The organism is Methylosinus sporium (assembly GCF_003113265.1).
Classification (GTDB): Bacteria; Pseudomonadota; Alphaproteobacteria; order Rhizobiales; family Beijerinckiaceae; genus Methylosinus; species Methylosinus sporium.
Map to the genome: position 1 here is coordinate 78,777 of NZ_PUIV01000010.1, position 22,443 is coordinate 101,219.

The following is a 22,443-nucleotide window of genomic DNA, read 5'->3' on the forward strand; positions in this document are numbered from 1 at the left end:
GCGCCCTTCCGCGACGCATCGCCGCGCTTAAGTATTGGAGGAAGCGCTTTTCTCCGCGCGAGACGGTTTCCGAACCTTCACGGGATATGCTCTAAGGAAGCGACGAGGCCGGCGGCCGGGGAGCCGCCGAGGACAGGACAGCCGATGACCGCACAAAGACGTTCGCCAGCCGGAGCCAAACGGCGGCCGCCGCTCCATGCCGTGGAGCCCAAAGGCGCCGCCGCCCTGAGCCCCGCCCAAGCCGCTCCTCGTGTCGCTCCTCAGGCCGCGCCCGTCGGGGCACCGAAGGGGCGCGCCGAGGCCGGCGAGCGAACGCCGACGCTCGCGCCCAAAAGCAAGGGCGCCGCGAAAGGCGCCGGCGCGGCAAAAAAAAAGGTCGCGAGCCCGGTCGTCGACACGCGGACCAAACCCGCGCCGCAGAAAAACTCCAAAAAACCCGCCCCGCCGAAAGCGGCGGATCGTCGCGAGGCGCTCGACGCCGCAGCCGCCCTGCTGGCGAACGCCGCAGAGGAGTTATCCGCCGATCAGCGCCGGCTGCTCATCGACCGGCTCGCGCCCCACGCCCCGGAGCCGGGGCCGGCCCCCCGCAAGCGGTCGCCGGCCCCGGCGCCGGCCGCGCCCAATGCGCATGACTTCGAGATTTTCGCGGAAAATCTGGCGCGGCTCGTCGATCAGGGCCGCAAGGCGCTGGCCGCTGCCATAGGCGGCATGGAGCCCGGCGATACGCGCAGCGAACTCGCCAGCAATGTCGCCGATGCGGTGAAGACGCTCGGCGTCGTCGCCGAACGCTGGATGGCGAAGCCCGAGCAGGCGGTCGCCGCTCAGGCGACGCTCGTCTCCGGCCTCACCGATATCTGGAGTCAGACGCTGCGCCGTTTCTCCGGCGAGGACACGCCGCCGATCGTGCCGCCCGACCCCAATGACAAGCGCTTCTCCGCGCCGGAATGGAACGACAATCCCTTCTTCGACTGGCTGCGCCAATCCTATGCGCTGACGACGCGCTGGGCCGGCGAGACGGTGGAGCGCACCGAAGGGCTCGACCCGCAGGTGAAGGCGAAGGCCGGCTTCTACACACGGCTCGTCGCCAGCGCGCTGTCGCCCTCCAATTTCGTCGCCACCAATCCCGAGCTGCTGCGCGCCACGCTCGACGCGCGCGGCGAAAATCTCGTGCGCGGGATGAAGATGCTGACCGAGGATCTCTCCGCCGGCCATGGCATGTTGAAGCTGCGGCAGAGCGACGAGAGCAAATTCGAGCTCGGCGTCGATATGGCGACGACGCCCGGCAAGGTGGTGTATCGCACGCCGGTGATGGAGCTCATCCAATATGCGCCGTCGACAGAGACGGTCTATGAGCGCCCGCTGCTGATCGTGCCGCCCTGGATCAATAAATTCTACGTGCTCGATCTCAATCGCGAGAAGAGCTTCGTGCGCTGGGCGACGGCGCAGGGCCTCACCGTCTTCGTCATCTCCTGGGTCAATCCCGACGAGAGCCAGGCGGAGAAGGGTTTCGACGCTTACATGAAAGAAGGCGTGCTCGCCGCGCTGGACGCGGTGCAGCAAGCGACGGGCGCAAAACATGTGGCGGCGGCCGGCTATTGCGTCGGCGGCACGATGCTCGCCGCGACGCTCGCCTATCTGGCCGAGAAGGGCGACGATCGCATCGACAGCGTGACCTTTCTGGCGACGCAGGTGGATTTCACCGACGCCGGCGACATGCAGGTGTTCATCGACGAGGCGCGCCTCGCCGCGCTCGACGAGGCCATGTCGCGCACCGGCTATCTCGAAGGCGTCAAAATGGCGACGACCTTCAATCTTCTGCGTCCGAACGAATTGTTCTGGACCTATTTCGTCAACAACTACATGAAGGGCGTCGAGCCGGCGGCTTTCGATCTCCTCACCTGGAACTCGGACTGCACGCGCATCCCGCGCGCGAACCATCTCTTCTATCTGCGCTATTGCTACATTGAGAATGCGCTGTCGCAGGGCCGCATGGTCATCGACGGCGTCACGCTCAATCTCCGCAAGGTGAAGATTCCGATCTATGAGCTGGCGGCGAAGGAAGACCATATCGCGCCGGCGCGCTCCGTCTTCACCGGCGCGAAATATTTCGGCGGCGAGGTGCGCTATGTGCTCGCCGGCGCCGGCCATATAGCGGGCGTCGTCAATCCGCCGGCCAAGAACAAATATCAATATTGGACCGGCGGCCCGCCCGTGGGCGTCTATGAGGATTGGGCGAAGACCGCCCATGAAAACAAGGGCTCTTGGTGGGGCGACTGGCTCGCCTGGATCACCGCGCAAGCGCCGCAGCGCGTGCCCGCGCGCATCCCCGGCGACGGGAAGCTGAAGCCGCTGTGCGACGCGCCGGGGGAATATGTGCGGGTGCGGGCGTGAGGCGAAAGCGTCGCTTTTCGTCGCGCTGAGCCACGCCTGCGCTCGGGCCTTTTTTCGCCGAAATATCCGGTGCGCGCCGCCCGCTCGTCCCGGGGCGGGAGCCTTTCCTTTCGCGCGGCACAAAACTTCCTAACCCAGGGAGGAAATTCGCCACCGCCTCGCTGCGACGCAACAATCGCGTCAAAACGAGACACAACCCGGGTATGAAATGGCTGCTGTCGTCGAGAAAAACGCCCACCTCGTCGCAATCCAATGGCTGCGCGCCATAGCGGCCGCGATGGTCGTTCTGCATCACGCCGGCTATTACGCAAATTCGGTCCGGGAACAATACGGCGCCGCTCACGCCGATTTTCTCGGCGTCTCCTTCTGGTGGTTCGGCATCCATATTTTTTTCGTCGTGTCCGGCTTCATCATGATCTACACGACGCGCGATTTCGGTTCGCCGGGCGCGTGGCGCAAGTTTCTCTGGCGTCGGCTGCTGCGCATCGCGCCGCTCTACTGGATCGTCACGACGGTCGCCGTCGTTCTGCTTCTCATCTTTCCGCATTCGCTCGACATAACCAGCGATCGCCTGGCCTATGTGCTGAAATCCTACGCCTTCATCCCCGTGCTGCGCTCGGAAGGCGATCTGCGCCCGATCGTCGGCCAGGGATGGACGCTCGACACCGAAATGTTCTTCTACGCCGCCTTCGCGCTCGCGACCGTCCTGCCGCGCCGCCTCGGCGTGCTCGCGCTTTCGGGGAGCTTCTGCCTGCTGGTCGCGCTCGGCCGCAATCTCACTTCGGCCTCGCCGATCCTCTTCACCTGGACCGACGGCCTGCTGCTGGAATTTCTGTTCGGCGTCTATCTCGGCCTCGCCTTCGAGCATGGCCTGCGCATTTCCAACGTCATGCGTCTGGCCGCCATCACGCTCGGCCTGGGGCTGCTCGCGCTCGAAATGAAAGGACCGACTTTCCTGACCTCGGGAATTCCCGCGGCGCTGATCGTCGGCGGCGCGACGCTCGGCCCCGCTCTGCGAGAGACTTCCGCGACGCGGTGGCTCACCTATTTGGGCGACGCCTCCTACAGCCTCTATCTCACGCATACTTTCATCGTTCGCCCGCTGCGCAACCTCTGGGTCGTGGCGATCGGCGATCGGGCGCCGGCGGATTTCCTGATTCTCGCCGCCTTGTTCGCCTCGATCGTTTTCGCAGTCGCGGTTTATCGCTTCGTCGAAAAGCCGATCACGACCTATCTGCATCGCCGTTTCGCCGCGCGGGCTAAGCCGCCGCGCGAATCTTCGGCGATTGCGCTGGCGTTGAAATGAGCGGCCGGCCGAGGCGCGCGGCCGGCCTGCGCCTGGAGAACCACCCGCGTCACTGCGCCCCTCCCCCTACCCAAACCGCCCCGGCTCCAATATAGCTTCGCGCAGCCAACCGACCGCTCGAGGGACTTCCCGCCATGTCGCACGACACCACACCGCATTTCCACAATCAGCCGGGCGTCGCCAAGATCAAGGTCGGCTCCAAGGAATTCATGTGCATTGGCGCGCTGCCGCCCTTCGACCACCCGCATGTCTTCATCGACATGGGCGCGGCGGACGAGGCGGTCTGCCCCTATTGCTCGACGCATTATGTGTTCGACGCCGCCCTCGGCCATGGCGCGGCCGATCCGGCCGAATGCGTCTATCACTCCGAAACCGTCCTCGACCCGACCGCCTGACGCCGCGCGAATGGGCGCTCCTTTCGTCGTTGTCGGCGCCGGCATAGGCGGGCTCGCCGCGGCGATCGCGCTAGCGCGCGCCGGCCGGCGGACGCTCGTTCTGGAGCGCGCCGAGCGCATAGAGGAAGTGGGCGCCGGGCTGCAAATCTCGCCCAACGCCGGGCGCATCCTGCATGAATTCGGCATGAGGCCGGCGCTGGACGCCGTCGCCCTCGAGCCCCGCGCCCTCAATATTCGCCGCGCCGCCGATGGCGCCGTGCTGGCGCGCCTGCCGCTCGCCGAGGCGCGCAACCGCTGGGGCGCGCCCTTTCGCGTCTTCCACCGCGCCGATTTGCAGAAGGCGCTGCTCGACGAGGCGCGCCGTCTCGGCGTCGAGACGCGCACCGCTGCGCGCTGCGATGGTTTCACCGAAGCGCCGGATGGGATTCGGCTCGCCATCGGCGAGGAGCGGCTGGAGGCCGAGGCGCTGATCGGCGCCGACGGGCTGCGTTCCACGATTCGCGACGCGCTGGACCTCGTCGCTGGCGACGCGCCCCGTCCCGTCGGGCTCACCGCCTGGCGGACGCTCATGCCGATCGATTCGGCGCCCTCCGCTCTGCGCGAGCGGGAAACCCATATCTGGCTCGGGCCGGGCGGGCATGTCGTTCATTATCCGCTGCGCGACGCCAGCATCGTCAGCGCGGTCGCGATTCTCGAGGATCGCGCCGATCGCGGCCCCGCCGCCGAGACGCGGACCGGCGAGGAGCTGGCCCGCGCCATGGGTTTTGCGCGCTGGAGCCCCGATCTGCGCGCGCTGCTCGAGGCCGGCGCGACATGGCGACGCTGGCCGCTCTACGCCCGGCCGGAGATCACGCGCTGGGGCCGCGGCCGCGTCGCGCTGCTCGGCGACGCCGCTCATCCCATGGTCCCCTTCCTCGCGCAAGGCGCTGCGCAGGCGATAGAGGACGCCGCCGCGCTCGGCCGCGCCTTTGCGGATGGCGGAGCGACGATCGAATCGGCGCTCGCGGCCTATCAGTCGGCGCGCGTCGAGCGGGCGATCCGCATTCAGCGCGCCTCGCGCCGACAGGGCGTCAATTGCCATTTCGCCGAGCCGATGGCGACGCTGCGCGACATAGGCGTGCGGCTGATGGGCGGCGAGGGCGTTCTCTCCCGCAACGCCTGGATTTATCGCTGAAAGGCGCCCTCTCGCGGCAGTGGACGCATCGCGGCGAAAAAAGGGCCGCGTCTCCACGGACTTGGCAGTCCTGTCCGCCGGCTGATAAAGATGACGAATTGGTTACGCTGCAACGAGGGTCCGCAGATGCCACTGCCCCGCGCCGCGACGATCGGCCTTTTCGCCTGCCTCGGCCTCGCCGGCGCAGCGTCTTTCGCACAGGCGGAGACTGCGGCGCGCGCCGAGGAAGCGCCGGCGCCGGCGCCCGTCCCGACATTCGCCGCGGCGGAACAAGGATGGATCGTGACCGTCCGCGCCATCGGCGCCCTCGCGCCGAGCTTTCCGGGCTCGGCCAAGCTGCGTCCCTACCCGTTTCCGTCGATCAGCTTCCGGCGCATCGGCGAGCCGGAGCTGTTTTCGACGCCCGACGACGGATTCGGCTTCGCCATCATCGACTCCAACGGCTTTCGCGCCGGCCCGGTGGCCAATTTCGTGTTCAAGCGCGGCCAGCGCGATGGTCTCTACGGACTGCGCACGGTCGAGCTCACTCATGAGATCGGCGGCTTCGCCGAATATCAGACCGAGCATTTCCGCACGCGCGCGGAACTGCGGCAGGGCATAGACGGCCACAACGGCTTCGTCGCTTCGCTCGGCGCGGACATTTTTGGCGGCGACGGCCGCGCGTCCTTGTCCTTCGGACCGCGCCTCAGCCTCGGCGACAATCGCTATGCGAACGCCTATTTCTCGGTCTCGCCGCTCGAATCCCTGGCCAATGGGCGAATCGAACCCTATGAGGCGAACGGCGGATTCACCGCGGCCGGCGGCCTCGCCACCTTCCGCTACGATTTCAGCAAGGACGCCAACGCCACCATTTACGGCGGCTTGCAGCGGCTGACCGGCAGCGTCGGCTCCAGCCCCATTCCCAACGACATCGGCTCGCGCAATCAGTTCACCGCGGGCCTCTCCATCGCGCGCTCCTTCGAGATTCGCGGATTCGCTTGGTGACGCCGCGTTGAAGCGCGCGGCGCTCCTTGACTCTCACCAAGATGAGTGCAAGTCTCGTTCACCATGGCCGATAGGTTACGCTCGCTCTTCTTCCGGCGACTTGCGCTGGGGCTCTATACGCTAACGATCATCGTCGGCGCGCTGGGCTTCGCGTCGCATCGCGGCCATGGCGGAGCGGGCGTCGGCGTCTTCCAGGATCGCGCCGCTTTCTGCCAGGACTTCCAAAAGGCTCATAGCGCGCCGCAGACGCCCTTCGTCGTCTGCTGTGACGCCTGTGTGGCCAGCGCGCCGCCGACCCTCCCGGCGATGATTACACATATCGTCTATCGTTTCGAGATTTCCACACGCTTCGATTTCGCCTCTCGCCTCGGCCGGGACCTCGATGAGAGCCCGGACAATCTCCGCTCGCGAGCGCCGCCTGCCTTCGTCTGACATCGATGCGGCCCTCCCGGGCGCGATATGCGCTCGGCTTGTCTCCTAAAGCAGCTTCCTCGCTTCGTCCTGCGTTCTCTCGCGCCGGCGTCGCATAGGCCACAGGAACGCATTCGCCACAGGAACAAGGAACGCGAATCGTCGCTCTCTGTCTCCCGAGAGCAGCGACGATTCGAGCGGACTTCCGCGAGCGCTCGCCGTCTTTTGATGGCGGACCCCGCAATCCATGTCGCCCATGCGTCCTCGACGCGCCTTTCCCCGAGGCGTGACATCTCCCCCGATACGAGGCGGGCCAGGGCGACGGGAGGCGGTTCAGAGCCGGCGAGGCTCGCGGAATCTGTCGACCGACTTGGAAAAGGCGGAGATCGGACCTCCCTCCGACGACCTGCGCCTTTCGAGCGAGCGCCGAGCGGACCTCGACGGGTACTGCCGCACGGGTTCACGCCGCCTCGCTCTCTCGTCGGCCGCCACTGCGCGGCGCTCCCTCTCCCCCCGGGGGAGCGCCGCCCTTGGGCCGGCCGCCTTTCCATCCTCGCCACTCATTGGCCTGCTCGGGACGCGACCACCTCCTGCTCGATCGCACCGAAGATCGAATGGCCGGCCGCATCGCGCATCTCGATCCGAATGCGATCGCCCGGCTGCAAAAATCGTGTGCGCGCCGCTCCGCCGCCGAGGCTCTCGACGACGCGCTGCTCGGCGAGGCAGGAATAGCCGACGCCGCCCTCGGCGACGGGCCGGCCCGGCCCGCCGTCCGCGGCGCGATTGGAGACAGTGCCGGAGCCGATGATCGAGCCCGCGCAAAGCGCGCGCGTGCGCGCGGCATGGGCGATGAGGCGGCCGAAATCGAAAGTCATGTCGACGCCGGCGTTCGGCCGCCCGAGCGGCGCCTCATCGACGAAGGAGAGCAGCGGCAAGGAGAGGCGCGCGCCGTCCCACGCGGCGCCGAGTTCGTCCGGCGTCACGGCGACCGGCGAGAAGGCCGAGGCGGGCTTGGACTGGAAAAAGCCGAAGCCCTTGGCGAGCTCGCTGGCGGTGAGGCCGCGCAAGGTCACGTCATTGGCCAGCATGACGAGCGCGATTCGCGCGCGCGCCGCCTCGGCGCCGAGGCCGAGCGGAACGTCGTCGGTGACGACGGCGACCTCCGCCTCGAGATCGAGGCCGAATTTCTCATCGAGATAGGGAATGGGATCGCGCGGTCCCGCGAACCCGTCCGAGCCGCCCTGATAGATCAGCGGATCGCTCCAGAATGAGGGCGGCATCTCGACGCCGCGCGCCTTTCTCACCAGCGCGACGTGATTCACATAGGCCGAGCCGTCGGCCCATTGATAGGCACGCGGCAGCGGCGAGGCGCAATCATGCTCGCGAAAGCGAAAGGAGGGGAGCAGACCCGCCTCCAGCCGCTCTGCGACCTCGGCGAGGCGCGGCGCGGCGCGCGGCCAATCGTCCAGCGCCGCCTGCAAGGTCGGCGCGACCTGCGTCGCCTCTATGGCGCGCGTCAAATCCCGCGAGACGACGACGAGCTTTCCATCGCGCCCATGCTTCAAGGAAGCCAGCTTCATCTTTGTCCTCACCGCGTCCCGCAAAAGCGGCGCGCGAGCCCCGCCCAGCAATCGGAATAGTCGATCTGCAATGTCTCGAGCGCGGCGGCGTAGTGCGTCACATGCTGCGGCAGGCGCGTCTCCAGCATGAAGGCGAGCGTGCCCGCGAGCTTTTGCGGCGCCAGCGTCGCCCGCGTCGCCTGCTCGAAGCTCTCCGCGTCGGGCCCGTGCGGCAACATGCAATCGTGCAGCGAGACGCCGCCGGGGAGAAAGCCGTCCGGCTTGGCGTCATAGCGCCCATAGATGAGCCCCATGAATTCGCTCATCGCATTCATATGGAACCATGGCGGTCGAAACGTATGTTCGGCGACGAGCCAGCGCTCTGGAAAAATCAGAAAATCGAGATCGGGAGTCCCTTTCCGCTCCGACGGCGCCGTCAGCACGCAGAAGATCGACGGATCGGGATGGTCGAAGAGCAGCGCCCCGACCGGCGAGAAGCGCCGAAGATCATATTTGTAGGGCGCGTAATTGCCATGCCAGGCGACAACGTCCAGTGGCGAATGATCGAGCGCGCAGACGAAGAATTTGCCGCCCCATTTCACCGTGAGCCGGCAAGGCCGTTCGATATCTTCGAAAGCGGCGACCGGCGCCTCGAAATCGCGAGCATTGGCGAGGCAATTTGCGCCGATCGGCCCGCGATCGGGCAGAGTGAAAGGCGCGCCGTAATTCTCGCAGACATAGCCGCGCGCCGGGCCGGCGACCAGCTCCGCCTTGAATTTCACGCCGCGCGGAACGACGCCGATCTCGCCCGGCGAAATCTCCATCGCGCCGAGTTCTGTGACGAAGCGCAGCGCGCCCTCTTGCGGCAGAATGAGCAATTCGCCGTCGGCGTCGTAGAAATAATCCTCGGCCATGGAGCGCGTGACGAAATAGAGCCCCGCCGCCATGCCGCTCCGCGCATCGACGTCGCCCGCCGTCGTCATCACGCGCAGGCCGGCCGGAAAAGTGAGCGCGTCATCCGGCATGGTCGGCGGCCCCCAGCGATAGGGTCCGAGCGGCAAATCGCTCTCGTCGCGCGCGGGCGCGCTTTTCCAAAAGGGAAAATCGCGCCGCTCGAAACGCCCGACATGCCGCACAGAAGGGCGAATGCGATAGAGCCAGGACCGCGCATTGGCGCCGCGCGGCGCGGTGAAGGGCGAACCCGACAATTGCTCCGCGTAGAGCCCGTAAGGACAATGCTGCGGCGAATTCTGCCCCACGGGCAGAGCGCCGGGCAGCGCCTCGCTGGCGAATTCATTGCCGAAGCCGGACATGTAACGCAGTGTCATGGCTCAATCTCCGATGACGGCGCGCGCCCCACCCTCTCTTTCAGGGGGAGGGTGGGGCGGCGATAGCCGGACGGGGTCGTGCGAGCGCGAGTCTTTGCAGCGCCCTCCTCCCGCCTTCGGCGGTCGACCTCCCCCTCGAGGCGGAGATGAGTTCCGCTCAGCGTCGAACTCATCCCTCACGCTCCCGCAGGCAGCACGCCGCGCTTCACCTGATCGTCCTCGATCGACTGGAACAAAGCGCGGAAATTTCCTTCGCCGAATCCCTCGTCGCCTTTGCGCTGGATGAATTCGAAAAAAATCGGCCCGATCACCGTCTTCGAAAAAATCTGCAACAAGAGCTTGCGTCCCTCGCCGTCGATCAGAATGCCGAGTTCGCGCAACGCGTCGAGATTTTCGCCATGTCCCGGCAGCCGCTCGTCGACGCGCGCGTAATAAGAGTCCGGCGGCGCCGGCATGAATTGCAGCCCGCGTGCCCGCAGCGCCGTCACCGTGCGATAGATGTCGTCGCAGGCGCAGGCGACATGCTGAATGCCTTCCCCCCGATAAGCGACGAGATATTCCTCGATCTGACTCTTGTCGTCGACGCTCTCGTTGATCGGAATTCGTATCTTCCCGCAGGGGCTGGTCATGGCGCGCGAATGCAGGCCGGTGAGCTTTCCCTCTATGTCGAAATAGCGAATCTGCCGGAAGGAGAAGAAGCGCTCGTACCAGCCCGCCCATTCGTCCATATGGCCGCGATGGACGTTGTGGGTGAGGTGATCGATCACCGTCAGGCCGACGCCTTCGGGATGCGGATCGGGCTCGCCGGTCCAGCGGAAATCGACGTCGAAGATCGAGCCGCGCGCGCCATAGCGATCGACGAGATAGATGAGCGCGCCGCCGACGCCGACGAGCGCCGGAATCTTCAATTCCATCGGCCCGATCTTCGTCTCCGCCGCGCGCGCGCCCAAGGCGAGCGCGCGCTCGAAAGCAAGGCGCGCATCCGCCACGCGAAAGCCCATGGCGCAGGCGCAGGGCCCATGCGCGCGGGCGAAATCCGCAGCGAAACTGTCCGGCTCGGCGTTGAGCACGTAATTCACGTCGCCCTGCCGATAGAGCGTCACATCCTTGGAGCGATGCCGCGCGACGGCGACGAAGCCCATTTGCTCGAGCAGAGCCGCGAGCTTCGCCGGCTCGGGATGGGCGAATTCGACGAATTCGAAACCATCTGTCCCCATCGGATTTTCAGGCGAAGGCGACGGAGAAGGCGACATGGCGGCCTCCTTGCGAATGACGCTCGCCTTCAACATATTGCGCGCTGCCGCCGATTGAAGTCCCGGCGGACGGCGGAGGCGGCGGCAATGAAGCTCTATGATTACTTTCGGTCCTCGGCCGCCTATCGCGTGCGCATCGCCATCGAGCTGAAAAGCTTGGACGTCGAGCGCATCCCCGTGCATCTGGCGCGCGGCGAGCACCGCCTGCCCGAATATCTCGCGAAGAATCCCCAAGGCCTCGCGCCGGCGCTGGAGCTCGACGACGGGACGATCATCATCCAATCCTTGGCGATCATCGACTATCTCGACGCGCTCGCGCCGCGGCCGCTGCTGACGCCGAAAGACCCTCTGCTCGCGGCCAAGGCGCGCGGCGTAGCTCTCGCCATCGCCTGCGACATTCATCCGCTCAACAATCGCCGTGTGCTCGACTATTTGCGCGAAAAGCTCGGCCAGGACGAATCCGGCGTCGACGCCTGGATCCATCATTGGGCCCTGAAAGGCGGGCTGGAGGCGGTGGAGCGGCTGATCGAGCCCGGCCCCTTCTGCTTCGGCGCGCAGCCGACGATCGCCGATGTCTGCCTCGTTCCGCAGCTCTTCGCGGCGCGGCGCTTTGCGACGCCGCTGGACGCGCTGCCGAAGCTTCTCGCCGTGGAGGCGCATTGCCTCGCCCAACCCGCCTTCGCCGCCGCCGAGCCGTCACGACAGGCCGACGCCGAATAGAGCCGCGCGCCCTGTCACGCCCGCGCCAGCGCTCCATATGCTCGAGACAGCGTGGCGGCCTCGTTCCACTTTTCGCCGTCTTCGTCTTCGACAAAAGGCGTTTCCGCTTTTTTAGGAAATCGGCATGTCGCTTCGTCTGCGTCTCGTCCTCGCCGCCGCCGCTCTGCTCGTGAATGCGGGCGCGGCGGTCGCTCAATATTATTATTGGCCGGAGTCGAGCTATGGCCCACAGAGCGGCGCCGCCGACGATCCCTACGCCGAGCCGAAGCCTCGCCGCCCGCGCGCCCGCGCCAATTGGCCGTTCGACGAAGAGCGCCGCGATCCGCCGCGCGCCCGCAACCGGGCGCCTCGGGAGAAGGACGAGTTCGAGCGGCGGCGCCTCGCCGCTCTGCCGCCGGACGCCGATCCCGATTATTCGACGCCGATCGACTATGACGACGACGTCGACATGCGGCAGACGCGTCGCCGCTTCGTCGCCGATCCGACCGCCGGCGATCCGGGCACGCTGACGATCGACACGCGCGCCCGGCGTCTCTATCTCTCGCTGGAGGACGGCCGCGCGGTCGAATATGCGATCGGCGTCGGCCGCACCGGATTCTCCTGGAAAGGCGAGGCGAAGATCGGCCGCAAAGCCTTCTGGCCGGGCTGGACGCCGCCGCCGGAAATGCTGGAGCGCCGCCCCGATTTGCCCGAGCATATGGACGGGGGCTTGAGAAATCCGCTCGGCGCGCGGGCGCTCTATCTGTTCCAGGGGCAGAAGGACACTTTGTTCCGCATTCACGGAACCAATGAGCCGGAGAGCATCGGCCGCGCGGTCTCGTCCGGCTGCATCCGAATGCTCAATGCGGATGTGATCGACCTCTATGGCCGCGTCGCCAAAGGCGCCCGCGTCGTGGTGCGCTGACTCACGCCGCCCGCGGGCGCGCCTCGGCCTCCAGCAGATCGCCGATGAGCGCGGCGGTCGTCGCCATGGTGGCCATGCTGCGGCGCTCGAGCATGGGCTTCGGAAACTCGACGTCCAGCGTCGCCTCGAGCCACAGCATCACCTGCACGGCGCAGAAGGGCGAGAGCCCGGCGACGTAGAGATCGGCCTCGGCGGAAAGGCTCGCCGCGGCGGCCGGCAGATTGCCCTTGGCGTCCACGGCGCGGCGGATAATCTCGATCGACGTCTCGCTGTTCATGATTTCGGTCTTCATGGCCCCATCCCCTCGCTTCGCGCTCTCGTCTCGTCGAGCGTGAGAGAAGCATAGGACGCGCCATCCAGGGCCGCTGTGCGCCTTCGCACGAGCCTCGCCGCGAGCGCGGCTGTCGCCGATTGCCGACGCATCGGCGCGGCCTATATGGCCCGCTGTTCGACGGCGCCGAAAACGGCGCGACCTTTGCCCCAGGATGAGAGCCGATGGCGACGCGGCCGATGGCGCGAACGGATTTCGCTTCGCCTCCACATGGCGACCCTCCCCTCGAGACCGAGACATTGCGCGCTCGGCTCGCCGCGACGCGCGCGCGCACTCTGGCGCTCGCCGCGCCACTCGGCCCTGAGGATATGGCGGCGCAGGCGATCGAGGAGGCGAGCCCCACGAAGTGGCATCTCGCCCATACGAGCTGGTTCTTCGAGACCTTCGTGCTGGCGCGCTTTCTGCCCGGCTATCGCCTCTTCGATCCCGCTTTCGGCTATTGCTTCAACTCCTATTACGAGAGCGCCGGCGCCAGGCAGCCGCGGCCAAGACGCGGCCTGCTGAGCCAGCCTTCGCTCGAGCGCGTCATGGCCTATCGCCGCCATGTCGAGGAGGCGCTGGAGCAGCTCTTCGACTCGGGCCTCGCGCCGCAGAGCGAGGCGGCGCGGCTGCTGGAGCTCGGACTGCAGCATGAGCAGCAGCATCAGGAGCTGATCCTCAGCGATATTCTCGCGCTTTTCGCCGCCAATCCGCTGCGGCCGGCCTATCGCGCCGCGCCGCCGCGCGGCCTTTGCGGCCCGCCGGAGCCGCTGCGCTGGATCGGCTACGCCGGCGGAATCGTGCGCATCGGAAGCGACGCCGACGACCATTTCGCCTTCGACCGAGATTTCGCTTTCGACAACGAGACGCCGCGTCACGACGCGCTGATTCATCCTTTCGAGATCGCCGATCGGCTGGTGACCAACGCCGAATGGCTGGAGTTCATCGAGGATGGCGGCTATGGCGATCCCGCCTTCTGGCTTTTCGACGGCTGGACGACGATCCAGCGCGAGGGCTGGGAGGCGCCCGCCTATTGGGAGCGGCGGGGCGGCCTCTGGCTCGCCATGACGCTCGAGGGATTGCGGCCGCTGGAGCCCGCCGCCCCTGTCGTCCATGTGAGCTTCTACGAGGCGGACGCCTTCGCCCGCTGGGCCGGCGCGCGCCTGCCCACCGAATTCGAATGGGAGACGGTGGCGCAGCAAGAGCCGGTCGCCGGCAATCTGCTCGAGGACGGCGCGCTACGTCCGCTGCCGCCAGCGGAGACATTCCAGGGCCATGCGCGCCAGCTCTTCGGCGATGTGTGGGAGTGGACCGGCAACGCCTATCTCCCCTACCCCGCCTATCGCCGGCCGGCCGGCGCCATAGGCGAATACAACGCCAAATTCATGTGCGACCAGCATGTGCTGCGTGGCGGCTGCTGCGCGACGCCGCAGAGCCATATTCGCGCGAGCTATCGCAACTTCCTCTATGCGCGCCAACGCTGGCTGTTCGCCGGCCTGCGCCTCGCCAGGGATGTCGGCCGATGACCAATGATATCGATCGCGCGACGCCTTCGGAGCCGAAGGGCCGCGGCTTCGCGGCCGATGTGCTCGACGGTCTCTCGCGCGCCGAAAAGCGCCTCTCCTGCGTCTATTTCTACGATGCGGTGGGCAGCGAATTGTTCGACGAGATCACGCATCTGCCGGATTATTATCCGACCCGCGTGGAGACGGACATACTCGCCGCGCATGGCGAGGAGATGCTCGACGGCGCCGGAGAGGATATGGCGCTGGTCGAGTTCGGCTCCGGCTCCAGCCGCAAGACCGAAATATTGCTCGAGCGCGCGCCGCGCCTCGCGCTCTATGCGCCGATCGACGTCTGCGCCAGCGCGCTGGAGAAAGCGCGCGCCCGTCTTTCCGCGCGCTTCCCGCATTTGCGCGTGCGCCCCATCGTCGCCGATTTCTCGCGGCCGGCGCCGCTGCCCGCCGATATCGCCGATCGCCGCCGCATCGGCTTCTTCCCCGGCTCGACGATCGGCAATTTCACGCCGGACGAAGCGCGCGCTCTGCTGCTGGCCATGCGCGTATTGCTCGGGCCGGGCGGACGGCTCATCGTCGGCGTCGATCTGAAGAAAGACCCGTCACGCCTCATCGCCGCCTATAATGACGCGCATGGCGTGACGGCCGCCTTCAATCTCAATCTATTGGCGCGCATAAATCGCGAGCTCGGCGGCGGCTTCGATCTCTCGGGCTTCGGCCATCAGGCCATTTATGACGAGCGCGCCGGCCGCATAGAGATGCGCCTCGTCAGCCGCCGCCGCCAGACGGCGAAGATCGGCGGCCGCGACTTCGCCTTCTCGCGCGGCGAGGCGATCCATACCGAGGATTGCTACAAATATGGCGTGGACGAGTTCCGCACGACGGCGAGCGACGCCGGCTGGGCGCCGGGCCGCGTATGGACGGATGCGGAGGCGCTGTTCAGCGTGCATGAACTGCGGGCGCCGTAGGGGGGAGTTAGCCGCGGCCGCGCGGCTCGGCTAAGCTCCGAGCATCGGAGAATCCACCATGGCCGCCAAGCAGCAATTCAGCGTCACCTTGCCGCCCGACATGGCCGAGGTCGTGGAAGAAAAGCTGCGCCGCGGCGAATACGACTCGGCGAGCGAATTGATGAGCGAGGGCGTGCAGGCTCAGCTGGACCGTGACGCTTCGCTCGAGACATGGCTACGAGATGTCGTCGTCCCCGGCCATGCGGAATATCTCGCCGACCCCTCCAGGGCCGTCCCGGCCGAAGAATTGCTCGCACGGATAAAGGCGCGGCGCGCAGCGGGACGATAGCTCGCGTGACGAAGGTCGTCTTCACGCCCGCGGCGGAGCGCGAGGTCGATCGTCTGCACGCCTGGATTTCTGACAGGGCAGGCCAAAGCGTCGCCGACGCCTTCATCCTGCGAATCGTCGCGGCTTCTCCACCTTCCCCGAGCGAGGGCGAAGGCGTGACGATCTCTTGCCCGGCTTGCGGACGATCGGTTTCGAACGCCGCGTCACCATCGCATTCATAGATCGGGACGTCGTCTCGATCGAAGGCGTTTTCTATCGGGGACGCGACATAGAGACGAGCTTTGCCCGCGAGCAATGACCGAATGCGACTTCGGCGCCCTTTCCGAAAGGCGCGGCAGATCGCGCATGGCGCATCCCCGCCTCGCGGTATAAATTTCCACGGTCTCTGCGGGACGCCGCACGCGGTCACAGGCATTTCATGAAATAGGGGACATAAGCCCTCACCTCCACAGGAGACCGCGGATGAACATCGTCTCCCCCACTGTCACTTCGCCGCCGCTCGCAGAAGCGACGCCGCGAGAGATCGACCGTAGCGGCGAAATCCCCTCCTTCGACACGCTGGATCGCGCCGCCCGCGCCTTCACGGCGCGCATCACTCATGGCGTCTCGCCGCTGGCGCAAATGTCGGCTTGGCTCGATTGGGCGACGCATCTGACACGCGCCCCGGGACGGCAGATCGAATTGTCGCTCGCCGCCATGCAGGACGCCGCCAGATACGCTCACTTCGTCGCTCATGCGGCGCGTGGCGAGATCGTGGTCCCACCCTTCGCGCCCGCGCCTTTCGACAAGCGCTTCGACGATCCCGCTTGGGACGCGCCGCCTTTCGCCTTTTGGAAGCAGGGATTTCTCGCGAGCGAGCATTGGTGGCGGCAGGCGACGCGCGAGGCGCGCGGCATGACCCCCAATGACGCCGCCCGCGTCGCCTTCATGGCGCAGCAATGGCTCGCGCTGTTCTCGCCCTCCAACGCCTTCTGGCTCAATCCCACGGTCATCGACCGCACGATGAAGGAAGGCGGCGCCAATCTGCTGCGCGGGGCGGAAAATTTCATCGAAGATTACACCCGCGCGCTTCTGAACACGCCCAATGGAGGCAATGGCATTCGCGTCGGCGTCGATGTGGCGGCGACACCGGGCGAGGTGATCTTCCGCAACGAGCTGATCGAGCTGATCCAATACGGCCCCTCGACGGGAAGCGTCCACGCCGAGCCGATATTGATCGTCCCGGCCTGGATCATGAAATATTACGTGCTCGATCTGCAGCCGCAGAATTCGCTGGTGCGCTATCTGGTCTCGCAGGGCTTTTCCGTCTTCATGATCTCCTGGCGCAATCCGACGCCGGAAGATCGCGATCTCTCTTTCGACGATTACCGCGTCTGCGGCGTGCTCGCCGCGCTGAATGCGATCGGCGCCGTGCTGCCCGGCCGCAAGGTCCATGGCTGCGGCTATTGCCTCGGCGGCACGCTGCTCTCCATCGCCGCGGCGGCGATGGCGCGCGATCACGACGAGCGTTTCGCCAGCCTCACTCTGCTCGCCGCGCAGACCGACTTCAGCGAGCCCGGCGAGCTGATGCTCTTTGTCGACGCGGCGCAGGTGGCATTTCTCGAAGATATGATGTGGGACCAGGGCGTGCTCGACACGCGGCAGATGGCGGGGGCCTTCGCGGCGCTGCGCTCCAATGAGCTGGTCTGGTCCAAGGCGGTGCGCGAATATCTGCTCGGCGAGCGGCAGAAGCCCAACGACCTCATGGCCTGGAGCGCCGATCAGACGCGAATGCCCTATCGAATGCACTCACAATATTTGCGCGGCCTGTTCCTCGAGAATCGCCTCACCGCCGGCCGCTACGCCGTGGAGGGCGAGGTGGTGGCGCTGAAGGATATATCGGCGCCCATGTTCGTCGTCGGCACGGAGACCGATCATATCGCTCCCTGGCGCTCTGTGTACAAAGTCCATCTCTTCACCGACGACGAGCTGACCTTCGTGCTGACCACTGGCGGCCATAACGCCGGCGTCGTCTCGGAGCCTGGCCATCACGGACGCTCCTATCACACCGCCCTGCGCCAGGCAGGCGGTCACTATGTCTCCGCCGACAAATGGCTGGCCGCGGCGCGGCGGGAAGAAGGCTCCTGGTGGCCGCTCTGGGCCGATTGGCTCGTCGCCCACGGCTCGACGGAGCGCGTCTCGCCGCCGCCCATGGGGGCTCCGGCGCGGGGATTCGCGCCGCTCTGCGCCGCGCCCGGAAACTATGTCCACGAACATTGAGCGCTTTCCGCTCGACGCGCGATCAAATACTCGTCAAACTGCGCTCATGGCTCTGGGCGGGGCGATACCGTGTCGAATTCTTTGTTGCGAATTGCCTATTTCGAGGGGCTCGACTCCGCCGAGGCGGAGCGGATCGCCCGCAAATGCATTTGGCGGCGCGTCGACGAGCATGAGCTCGTCGTCGATTACGACGATCGCTCGACGGACGTCTATTTCATCGTCTCCGGCGATCTGCGCGTGCTCATCCGCACGCCGGCGGGCAAGGAGGTCATTCTCTGCGACCTCCATCCCGGCCAGATTTTCGGCGAGATGGCGGCGATCGACGGCGCGGAGCGCTCGGCCAATGTGTCGGCTCTGACCAAATCCGAGCTCTGCATCATGCCGTCGAGCGTGTTCAAAAATGTGCTCTTCTCCCAGCCGGCCGTCTGCGAGAAAGTGCTGCGCCTGCTGACGAAGCGCATTCGCGATCTCAACGCGCGACTGTTCGAGCGCTCGGTGCTCGATCTGCGCCACCGGCTCTACGCCGAGCTGCTGCGCCTCGCGCTGCCGCGCAAGGGGCATGAGGGCCAGTCGATCATCTCGCCGCCGCCGCTGCAGCATGATCTCGCCGCCCGCATCGGCTGCCGGCGCGAGCAGGTCAATCGCGAAGTGCAGGCGATGATCCACGAAGGCCTCGCCGAGAAAATCCGCGGCGGACTGGTGCTGCTGCGGCCCGCGACGCTGGAGCAGCGTCTGACCGCCTGCCTGGAGCAGGCCGGCTGAAAAAGATTTATGAATCGCGCCGGGACCGCGCCGGCCGTCTGTGCGCCGACGCACAAACAGCCGCGTGGGGGCCTGCTAAATCTTTTTGCTTCGAGGCGCTTCCGACGCCGAGCCGTCCCCTTCGGCCGGTAGCGCTCTCGAGTGGCGACGCCGCTCGCGATGAGCGGCCAACCGGCTGGACGAGCCCGCAATGCCCTTCGCGCTCATTTCGATTCCCCGTTGCGCCGAGCTCTGCGGCCTGGAGCCGCACGAGGCGATCGCCGGCGCCGTCCCCTCGCCCTCGCACCAATCGCTCTACGAAAGCTATCTGATGCTGTGCGATCGCGGCGCGGATTTCGTGCGCGAGCTCGTCATCGCCGACCTGCGCCGCGCGCTGGACCTCGGCGCGCGGCGCCTCGCCGCCGAGCTGCTGCTGGTTCTGCGCCGCTTTCTCTCCGCGCCGCGCGGCGCGCCGCGCTCCCGGCCGCCGCCGCTGGACGGGAGCGCGCTCGAGGCCGCTCTCGGCCTCGTCGAGCGCCTCGCGGCCTATCGCACGCCCGGCGCGCGCGGCGGCGGCGCTGGAATTTCGGAGACGGCGTGAGAAGGCCGCTCCGGTCGACACGATCGACCGCTCGGTCTAGCGTTCCCGGCCGAAGTGGACATCGGTTCGGCATTGGAAACGCGTCGAATCGAGAGCGCTCGCGGCGCAAGTCGCGCCCTCGGCCGGCGCATGGGAGGCGTGATTGAAGCGCACACGGCGACGCAGACCGGCCTATTATCTCGCGACCGCGACTGCGGCTCTCGCCGTGCTCGCGATCGGCCGGCTGCAGCCGCCGGCGCTGGACGATCTGCGCAATTTCGTCTTCGACACGTTTCAGCGTCTCGCCCCGCAGCCCTATGATCCGGGCCTTCCGGTGCGGGTCGTCGCCGTGGACGAGGAGAGCCTCGCCGCCTTCGGCCAATGGCCCTGGCCGCGCACGCGCCTCGCCGAGCTCGTCGACAAGCTGGCGGAGGCGGGCGCCGCGGCGATCGCCTTCGATATCATCTTCTCCGAAGAGGATCAGACCAGCCTCGATCATTTCGTTCGGCGATTGCCGGATGGGCCCGCCAAGGTCGAGATCGTCGCGGTCGCGGCCAACGCCATTCCCAATGATCGGCTGTTCGCCCGCGCGATCGCGGCGGCGCCGGTGGCGCTCGGCCTCACTCTCTCCAACGTCGGTCCGAAAAGCGCGTCGCCGCCAAAGGCCGGCGTCGCCATAGCGGGCGACGACCCGACGTCTTTCCTGAGCCGCTTTCCCGCCGCTGTCACGCCGATCGCCGAGCTGGCGGAGGCGGCGCGCGGCCTCGGCGCGACCAATTGGGCGCCCGATCGCGATGGCGTCGTGCGCCGCGTTCCGCTGCTCGGCGTCGGCCCCGGCGGGCTCACGCCCTCACTGGCGCTGGAGGCGCTGCGCCTCGCCCAGGGCGCCTCGACGCTGGTCATTCGCTCCTCCAACGCCAGCGGCGAGACCGCCTTCGGACGCCAGACCGGCGTCAATGCGGTGAAGGTCGGCGCCTTCGAGATCGCCGTCGGCGCCGCGGCCGACATTCGTCCGCGCTATGGCGCCGAAGCGCCCGAGCGCGTGCTCTCGGCGGCGGCGGTACTCCAGGGCCGCGCGCCGCGGGACGAAATAGAGGGGCGCATCCTCTTCATCGGCGCCACGGCGATCGGTTTGGGCGATATTCGCGCCACGCCGTTGCAGCCGACGCTTCCGGGCGTCGAGATTCATTCGCAGATCGTCGAATCTCTACTCTCCGGCGCGCTGCTTTCGCGGCCGGATTGGGCGGCCGGCCTCGAGCTCGTCGCCGCCGGCGCCGCTTTCGTCCTCGTCGCTTCGCTGCTGCTGCTGGTCGCGCCGCTGTTTTCGGCGCTCGCCGCGATCGGCCTGATCACGGCCCTGTTCACCGCGTCCTTTTGGGCCTTCGATCGCGCCGGCCTGCTCGTCGACGCCGCCTTTCCGAGCCTTTCGGCCGCGCTCGCCTATGGCGTCGGTGCGGTGGCGCTGTGGCGCAACGATCAAGCCGCGCGGCGTCATGTGCACATGGCCTTCGGAAAATTCATCGCGCCCGCCGTCGTCGAGGGCCTCGTCGAGCATCCAGAGCGGCTGGTGCTCGGCGGCGAGACGCGCGAGCTGACGGTTCTGTTCTCCGATCTGCGCGATTTCTCCACCATTTCGGAAGGGCTCACCGCGCAGGAGCTCACGCATTTCATGAACGCCTATCTGACGCCGATGACCGACGCCATTCTCGATCGCGAGGGCACGGTCGACAAATATATCGGCGACGCCGTCATGGCGTTCTGGAATGCGCCGCTCGACATCGCCGACCATCCGCGCAAGGCCGTCTGCGCCGCGCTCGACATGCGCGCCGCCATGGCGCGCTTCAACGCCGAGCGCGCCGCCGAGGCCGCGCGCGCGGGGCGCGACTATCGCAAGGCGGCGATGGGCATAGGCCTCAATCTCGGGCCCTGCAGCGTCGGCAATATGGGTTCGACGCGACGCTTCGACTATTCGATCCTCGGCGATGTCGTGAATCTCACCTCACGGCTCGAAGGACTATGTAAATGGTTCCGCGTCGATATTCTGGTTTCCGGCGATTTGCGCGACGCCGCCGCCGGCTTCGCCTGGCTCGATCTCGGCGCGGCGCAGGTGGTCGGGCGATCGGCGCCGACGCGCATCTATGCGCTGGCGGGAGACGAGGCCTTTGCGGCGAGCGAGGCGTTCGCCGCCTGGCGTGACGAGCATAGGACGATGATGCGCTATCACGCCGAATGGGATTTTACCCGCGCCCGCGCCGCGGCGGCGCGCATGATGGCCATCGTCGAGCCGCATTGGACTGGCTGCTATTTGGCGTTGGAACAGAGATTCGCGGCTTTCGAGGCGGTCCCGCCCGCAAAGTCCGATGGCGGACCCATTTGGAAGATGGATAGCAAATGACGGGCGTGACGGAAGAAAGCGCGGAAGCGCGCAGGCTGCGCTATTGGGGACGGATCGAGCCGGCGCATGAGCCGGACGCTTTCGCGGCGCTCGATTCGGCCTATCGGCAGCCGCATCGCTCCTACCACAGTTGGGCGCATATCGACGAGCTGCTGGCGGGTCTCGAGCGTTTCGGCGCGCTGGCGACGCGGCCGGATTTGATCGCCGCGGCGATCTTCTGGCACGACGCCGTCCATCTCGCGCGCGATCCTGACGGCAAGACGCGGCTCGACCGGCAGAATGTGCGCGACAGCGTCGCCGCCTTCCGTCGCCACACGACGCTCGAAGGGAGCGAGGCGCAGGCCGTCGAAGACCTCGTCATGGCGACATCCGATCATGTCGGCGCGCGCGCGACGACCGAGCATTATCCCGGCTTCGCCGCCGATCTCGATCTCTTCGTCGATCTCGATTTGAGCCCGCTCGCGGCGCCTTGGGAGATTTTCGCCGCCAATACGCAGAAAATCCGCTCGGAATCGGTGGGCGTGGAGGAAGCCGAATTCGCCGCCAATCAAGTGAAGATGCTGGAGGGGCTCGCGCGTGGCGATGCGCCGGTCTTTCGCCGCGCCGAGACGCGCGCGGCCTGGGACGCCACGGCGCGCGTCAATCTCGCGCGCTGCATAGCGGGGCTGCGCGCCGCCGGACGCTGAGCGTCGCGGCGATCGACCTCCCCCCATAAAAAAACCCCGCCGAAGACCGACGGGGTTTTTGTTTCCAGTCAGACCGGATTGGGTTCGAGCCCGCCGGCGTCCGGCTCCGGCGAAGGACGCGCCGCGCCGGCCGTCGGCACGGGCGAGGGGCGCGCCGGCGGGGCCGCGGGCGGCACATCCTCGCGCACCGGGCGCTTGCCCTGCAGCAGGCCGATCATCTCGTCGCCGGTCAGC

General features: G+C 67.0%; 20 protein-coding genes. 16 read left to right on the forward strand and 4 right to left on the reverse strand.

Going from position 1 to position 22,443, the window contains the following annotated elements; translation table 11 throughout:
- The first annotated feature begins 144 nt into the window (after positions 1-144).
- From C5689_RS09075 to C5689_RS09100, 6 genes are all read left to right on the forward strand, one after another.
- Positions 145-2,391, forward strand: a complete 2,247-nt coding sequence (locus C5689_RS09075; RefSeq protein WP_108916949.1) for a class I poly(R)-hydroxyalkanoic acid synthase — start codon at positions 145-147, stop codon at positions 2,389-2,391.
- 208 nt (positions 2,392-2,599) lie between these two features.
- A complete protein-coding gene (locus C5689_RS09080; protein WP_108916950.1) occupies positions 2,600-3,697 on the forward strand; it encodes an acyltransferase family protein in 1,098 nt (365 codons plus the stop codon).
- Between the two features lie 134 nt (positions 3,698-3,831).
- Positions 3,832-4,092, forward strand: coding sequence for a zinc-finger domain-containing protein (locus C5689_RS09085; protein WP_108916951.1), 261 nt, complete (start codon positions 3,832-3,834; stop codon positions 4,090-4,092).
- 10 nt (positions 4,093-4,102) lie between these two features.
- On the forward strand, positions 4,103-5,266 hold the full coding sequence (locus C5689_RS09090) for an FAD-dependent monooxygenase (protein WP_108916952.1): 1,164 nt from the start codon (positions 4,103-4,105) through the stop codon (positions 5,264-5,266).
- 126 nt (positions 5,267-5,392) lie between these two features.
- Complete coding sequence (locus C5689_RS09095) at positions 5,393-6,250, forward strand: MipA/OmpV family protein (protein ID WP_108916977.1); 858 nt, start codon at positions 5,393-5,395, stop codon at positions 6,248-6,250.
- Positions 6,251-6,295: 45 nt separating this feature from the next.
- Positions 6,296-6,682 (forward strand): hypothetical protein, encoded by a 387-nt coding sequence (locus tag C5689_RS09100; protein WP_108916953.1) that lies wholly within the window; start codon positions 6,296-6,298, stop codon positions 6,680-6,682.
- Between the two features lie 539 nt (positions 6,683-7,221).
- On the opposite strand, the gene C5689_RS09105 is transcribed toward C5689_RS09100, so the two are convergent.
- From C5689_RS09105 to hppD, 3 genes are all read right to left on the reverse strand, one after another.
- Positions 7,222-8,241 (reverse strand): fumarylacetoacetate hydrolase family protein, encoded by a 1,020-nt coding sequence (locus tag C5689_RS09105; protein ID WP_108916954.1) that lies wholly within the window; start codon positions 8,239-8,241, stop codon positions 7,222-7,224.
- An 8-nt stretch (positions 8,242-8,249) separates the two neighbouring features.
- Positions 8,250-9,548: a homogentisate 1,2-dioxygenase gene (hmgA, locus tag C5689_RS09110; RefSeq protein ID WP_108916955.1), complete on the reverse strand. Its 1,299-nt coding sequence runs from the start codon at positions 9,546-9,548 to the stop codon at positions 8,250-8,252.
- A gap of 176 nt (positions 9,549-9,724) precedes the next feature.
- Positions 9,725-10,801 carry a 4-hydroxyphenylpyruvate dioxygenase gene (gene hppD, locus C5689_RS09115; protein WP_108916978.1) on the reverse strand — a complete coding sequence of 359 codons (1,077 nt, stop codon included), beginning with the start codon at positions 10,799-10,801 and terminating at the stop codon, positions 9,725-9,727.
- A gap of 87 nt (positions 10,802-10,888) precedes the next feature.
- Here hppD and maiA point away from each other — a divergent pair, with 87 nt between their 5' ends.
- Both maiA and C5689_RS09125 read left to right on the forward strand, forming a co-directional pair.
- Positions 10,889-11,521 (forward strand): maleylacetoacetate isomerase, encoded by a 633-nt coding sequence (gene maiA / locus C5689_RS09120; protein ID WP_108916956.1) that lies wholly within the window; start codon positions 10,889-10,891, stop codon positions 11,519-11,521.
- Positions 11,522-11,645: 124 nt separating this feature from the next.
- A complete protein-coding gene (locus tag C5689_RS09125) occupies positions 11,646-12,425 on the forward strand; it encodes a L,D-transpeptidase (RefSeq protein WP_108916957.1) in 780 nt (259 codons plus the stop codon).
- A 1-nt stretch (position 12,426) separates the two neighbouring features.
- On the opposite strand, the gene C5689_RS09130 is transcribed toward C5689_RS09125, so the two are convergent.
- Positions 12,427-12,717, reverse strand: a complete 291-nt coding sequence (locus tag C5689_RS09130; RefSeq protein ID WP_108916958.1) for an acyl carrier protein — start codon at positions 12,715-12,717, stop codon at positions 12,427-12,429.
- Positions 12,718-12,920: 203 nt separating this feature from the next.
- On the opposite strand from C5689_RS09130, the gene egtB reads away from it, so the two are divergent.
- The 8 genes from egtB (at position 12,921) to C5689_RS09175 (ending at position 22,209) form a co-directional block, all read left to right on the forward strand.
- Positions 12,921-14,261, forward strand: coding sequence for an ergothioneine biosynthesis protein EgtB (gene egtB / locus C5689_RS09135; protein ID WP_108916959.1), 1,341 nt, complete (start codon positions 12,921-12,923; stop codon positions 14,259-14,261).
- Positions 14,258-15,220 (forward strand): L-histidine N(alpha)-methyltransferase, encoded by a 963-nt coding sequence (egtD, locus tag C5689_RS09140; RefSeq protein ID WP_108916960.1) that lies wholly within the window; start codon positions 14,258-14,260, stop codon positions 15,218-15,220. Before egtB ends, egtD begins: the two co-directional genes overlap by 4 nt.
- A gap of 58 nt (positions 15,221-15,278) precedes the next feature.
- Positions 15,279-15,548: a ribbon-helix-helix domain-containing protein gene (locus C5689_RS09145; protein ID WP_108916961.1), complete on the forward strand. Its 270-nt coding sequence runs from the start codon at positions 15,279-15,281 to the stop codon at positions 15,546-15,548.
- 462 nt (positions 15,549-16,010) lie between these two features.
- A complete protein-coding gene (locus C5689_RS09155; protein WP_108916962.1) occupies positions 16,011-17,807 on the forward strand; it encodes a PHA/PHB synthase family protein in 1,797 nt (598 codons plus the stop codon).
- A gap of 69 nt (positions 17,808-17,876) precedes the next feature.
- Positions 17,877-18,569: a Crp/Fnr family transcriptional regulator gene (locus C5689_RS09160; RefSeq protein ID WP_244594646.1), complete on the forward strand. Its 693-nt coding sequence runs from the start codon at positions 17,877-17,879 to the stop codon at positions 18,567-18,569.
- Between the two features lie 190 nt (positions 18,570-18,759).
- Positions 18,760-19,149: a hypothetical protein gene (locus C5689_RS18680; RefSeq protein WP_174800259.1), complete on the forward strand. Its 390-nt coding sequence runs from the start codon at positions 18,760-18,762 to the stop codon at positions 19,147-19,149.
- Positions 19,150-19,291: 142 nt separating this feature from the next.
- Positions 19,292-21,523, forward strand: a complete 2,232-nt coding sequence (locus C5689_RS09170; protein WP_108916964.1) for a CHASE2 domain-containing protein — start codon at positions 19,292-19,294, stop codon at positions 21,521-21,523.
- On the forward strand, positions 21,520-22,209 hold the full coding sequence (locus C5689_RS09175; RefSeq protein WP_108916965.1) for an HD domain-containing protein: 690 nt from the start codon (positions 21,520-21,522) through the stop codon (positions 22,207-22,209). Before C5689_RS09170 ends, C5689_RS09175 begins: the two co-directional genes overlap by 4 nt.
- Positions 22,210-22,443 lie beyond the last annotated feature (234 nt).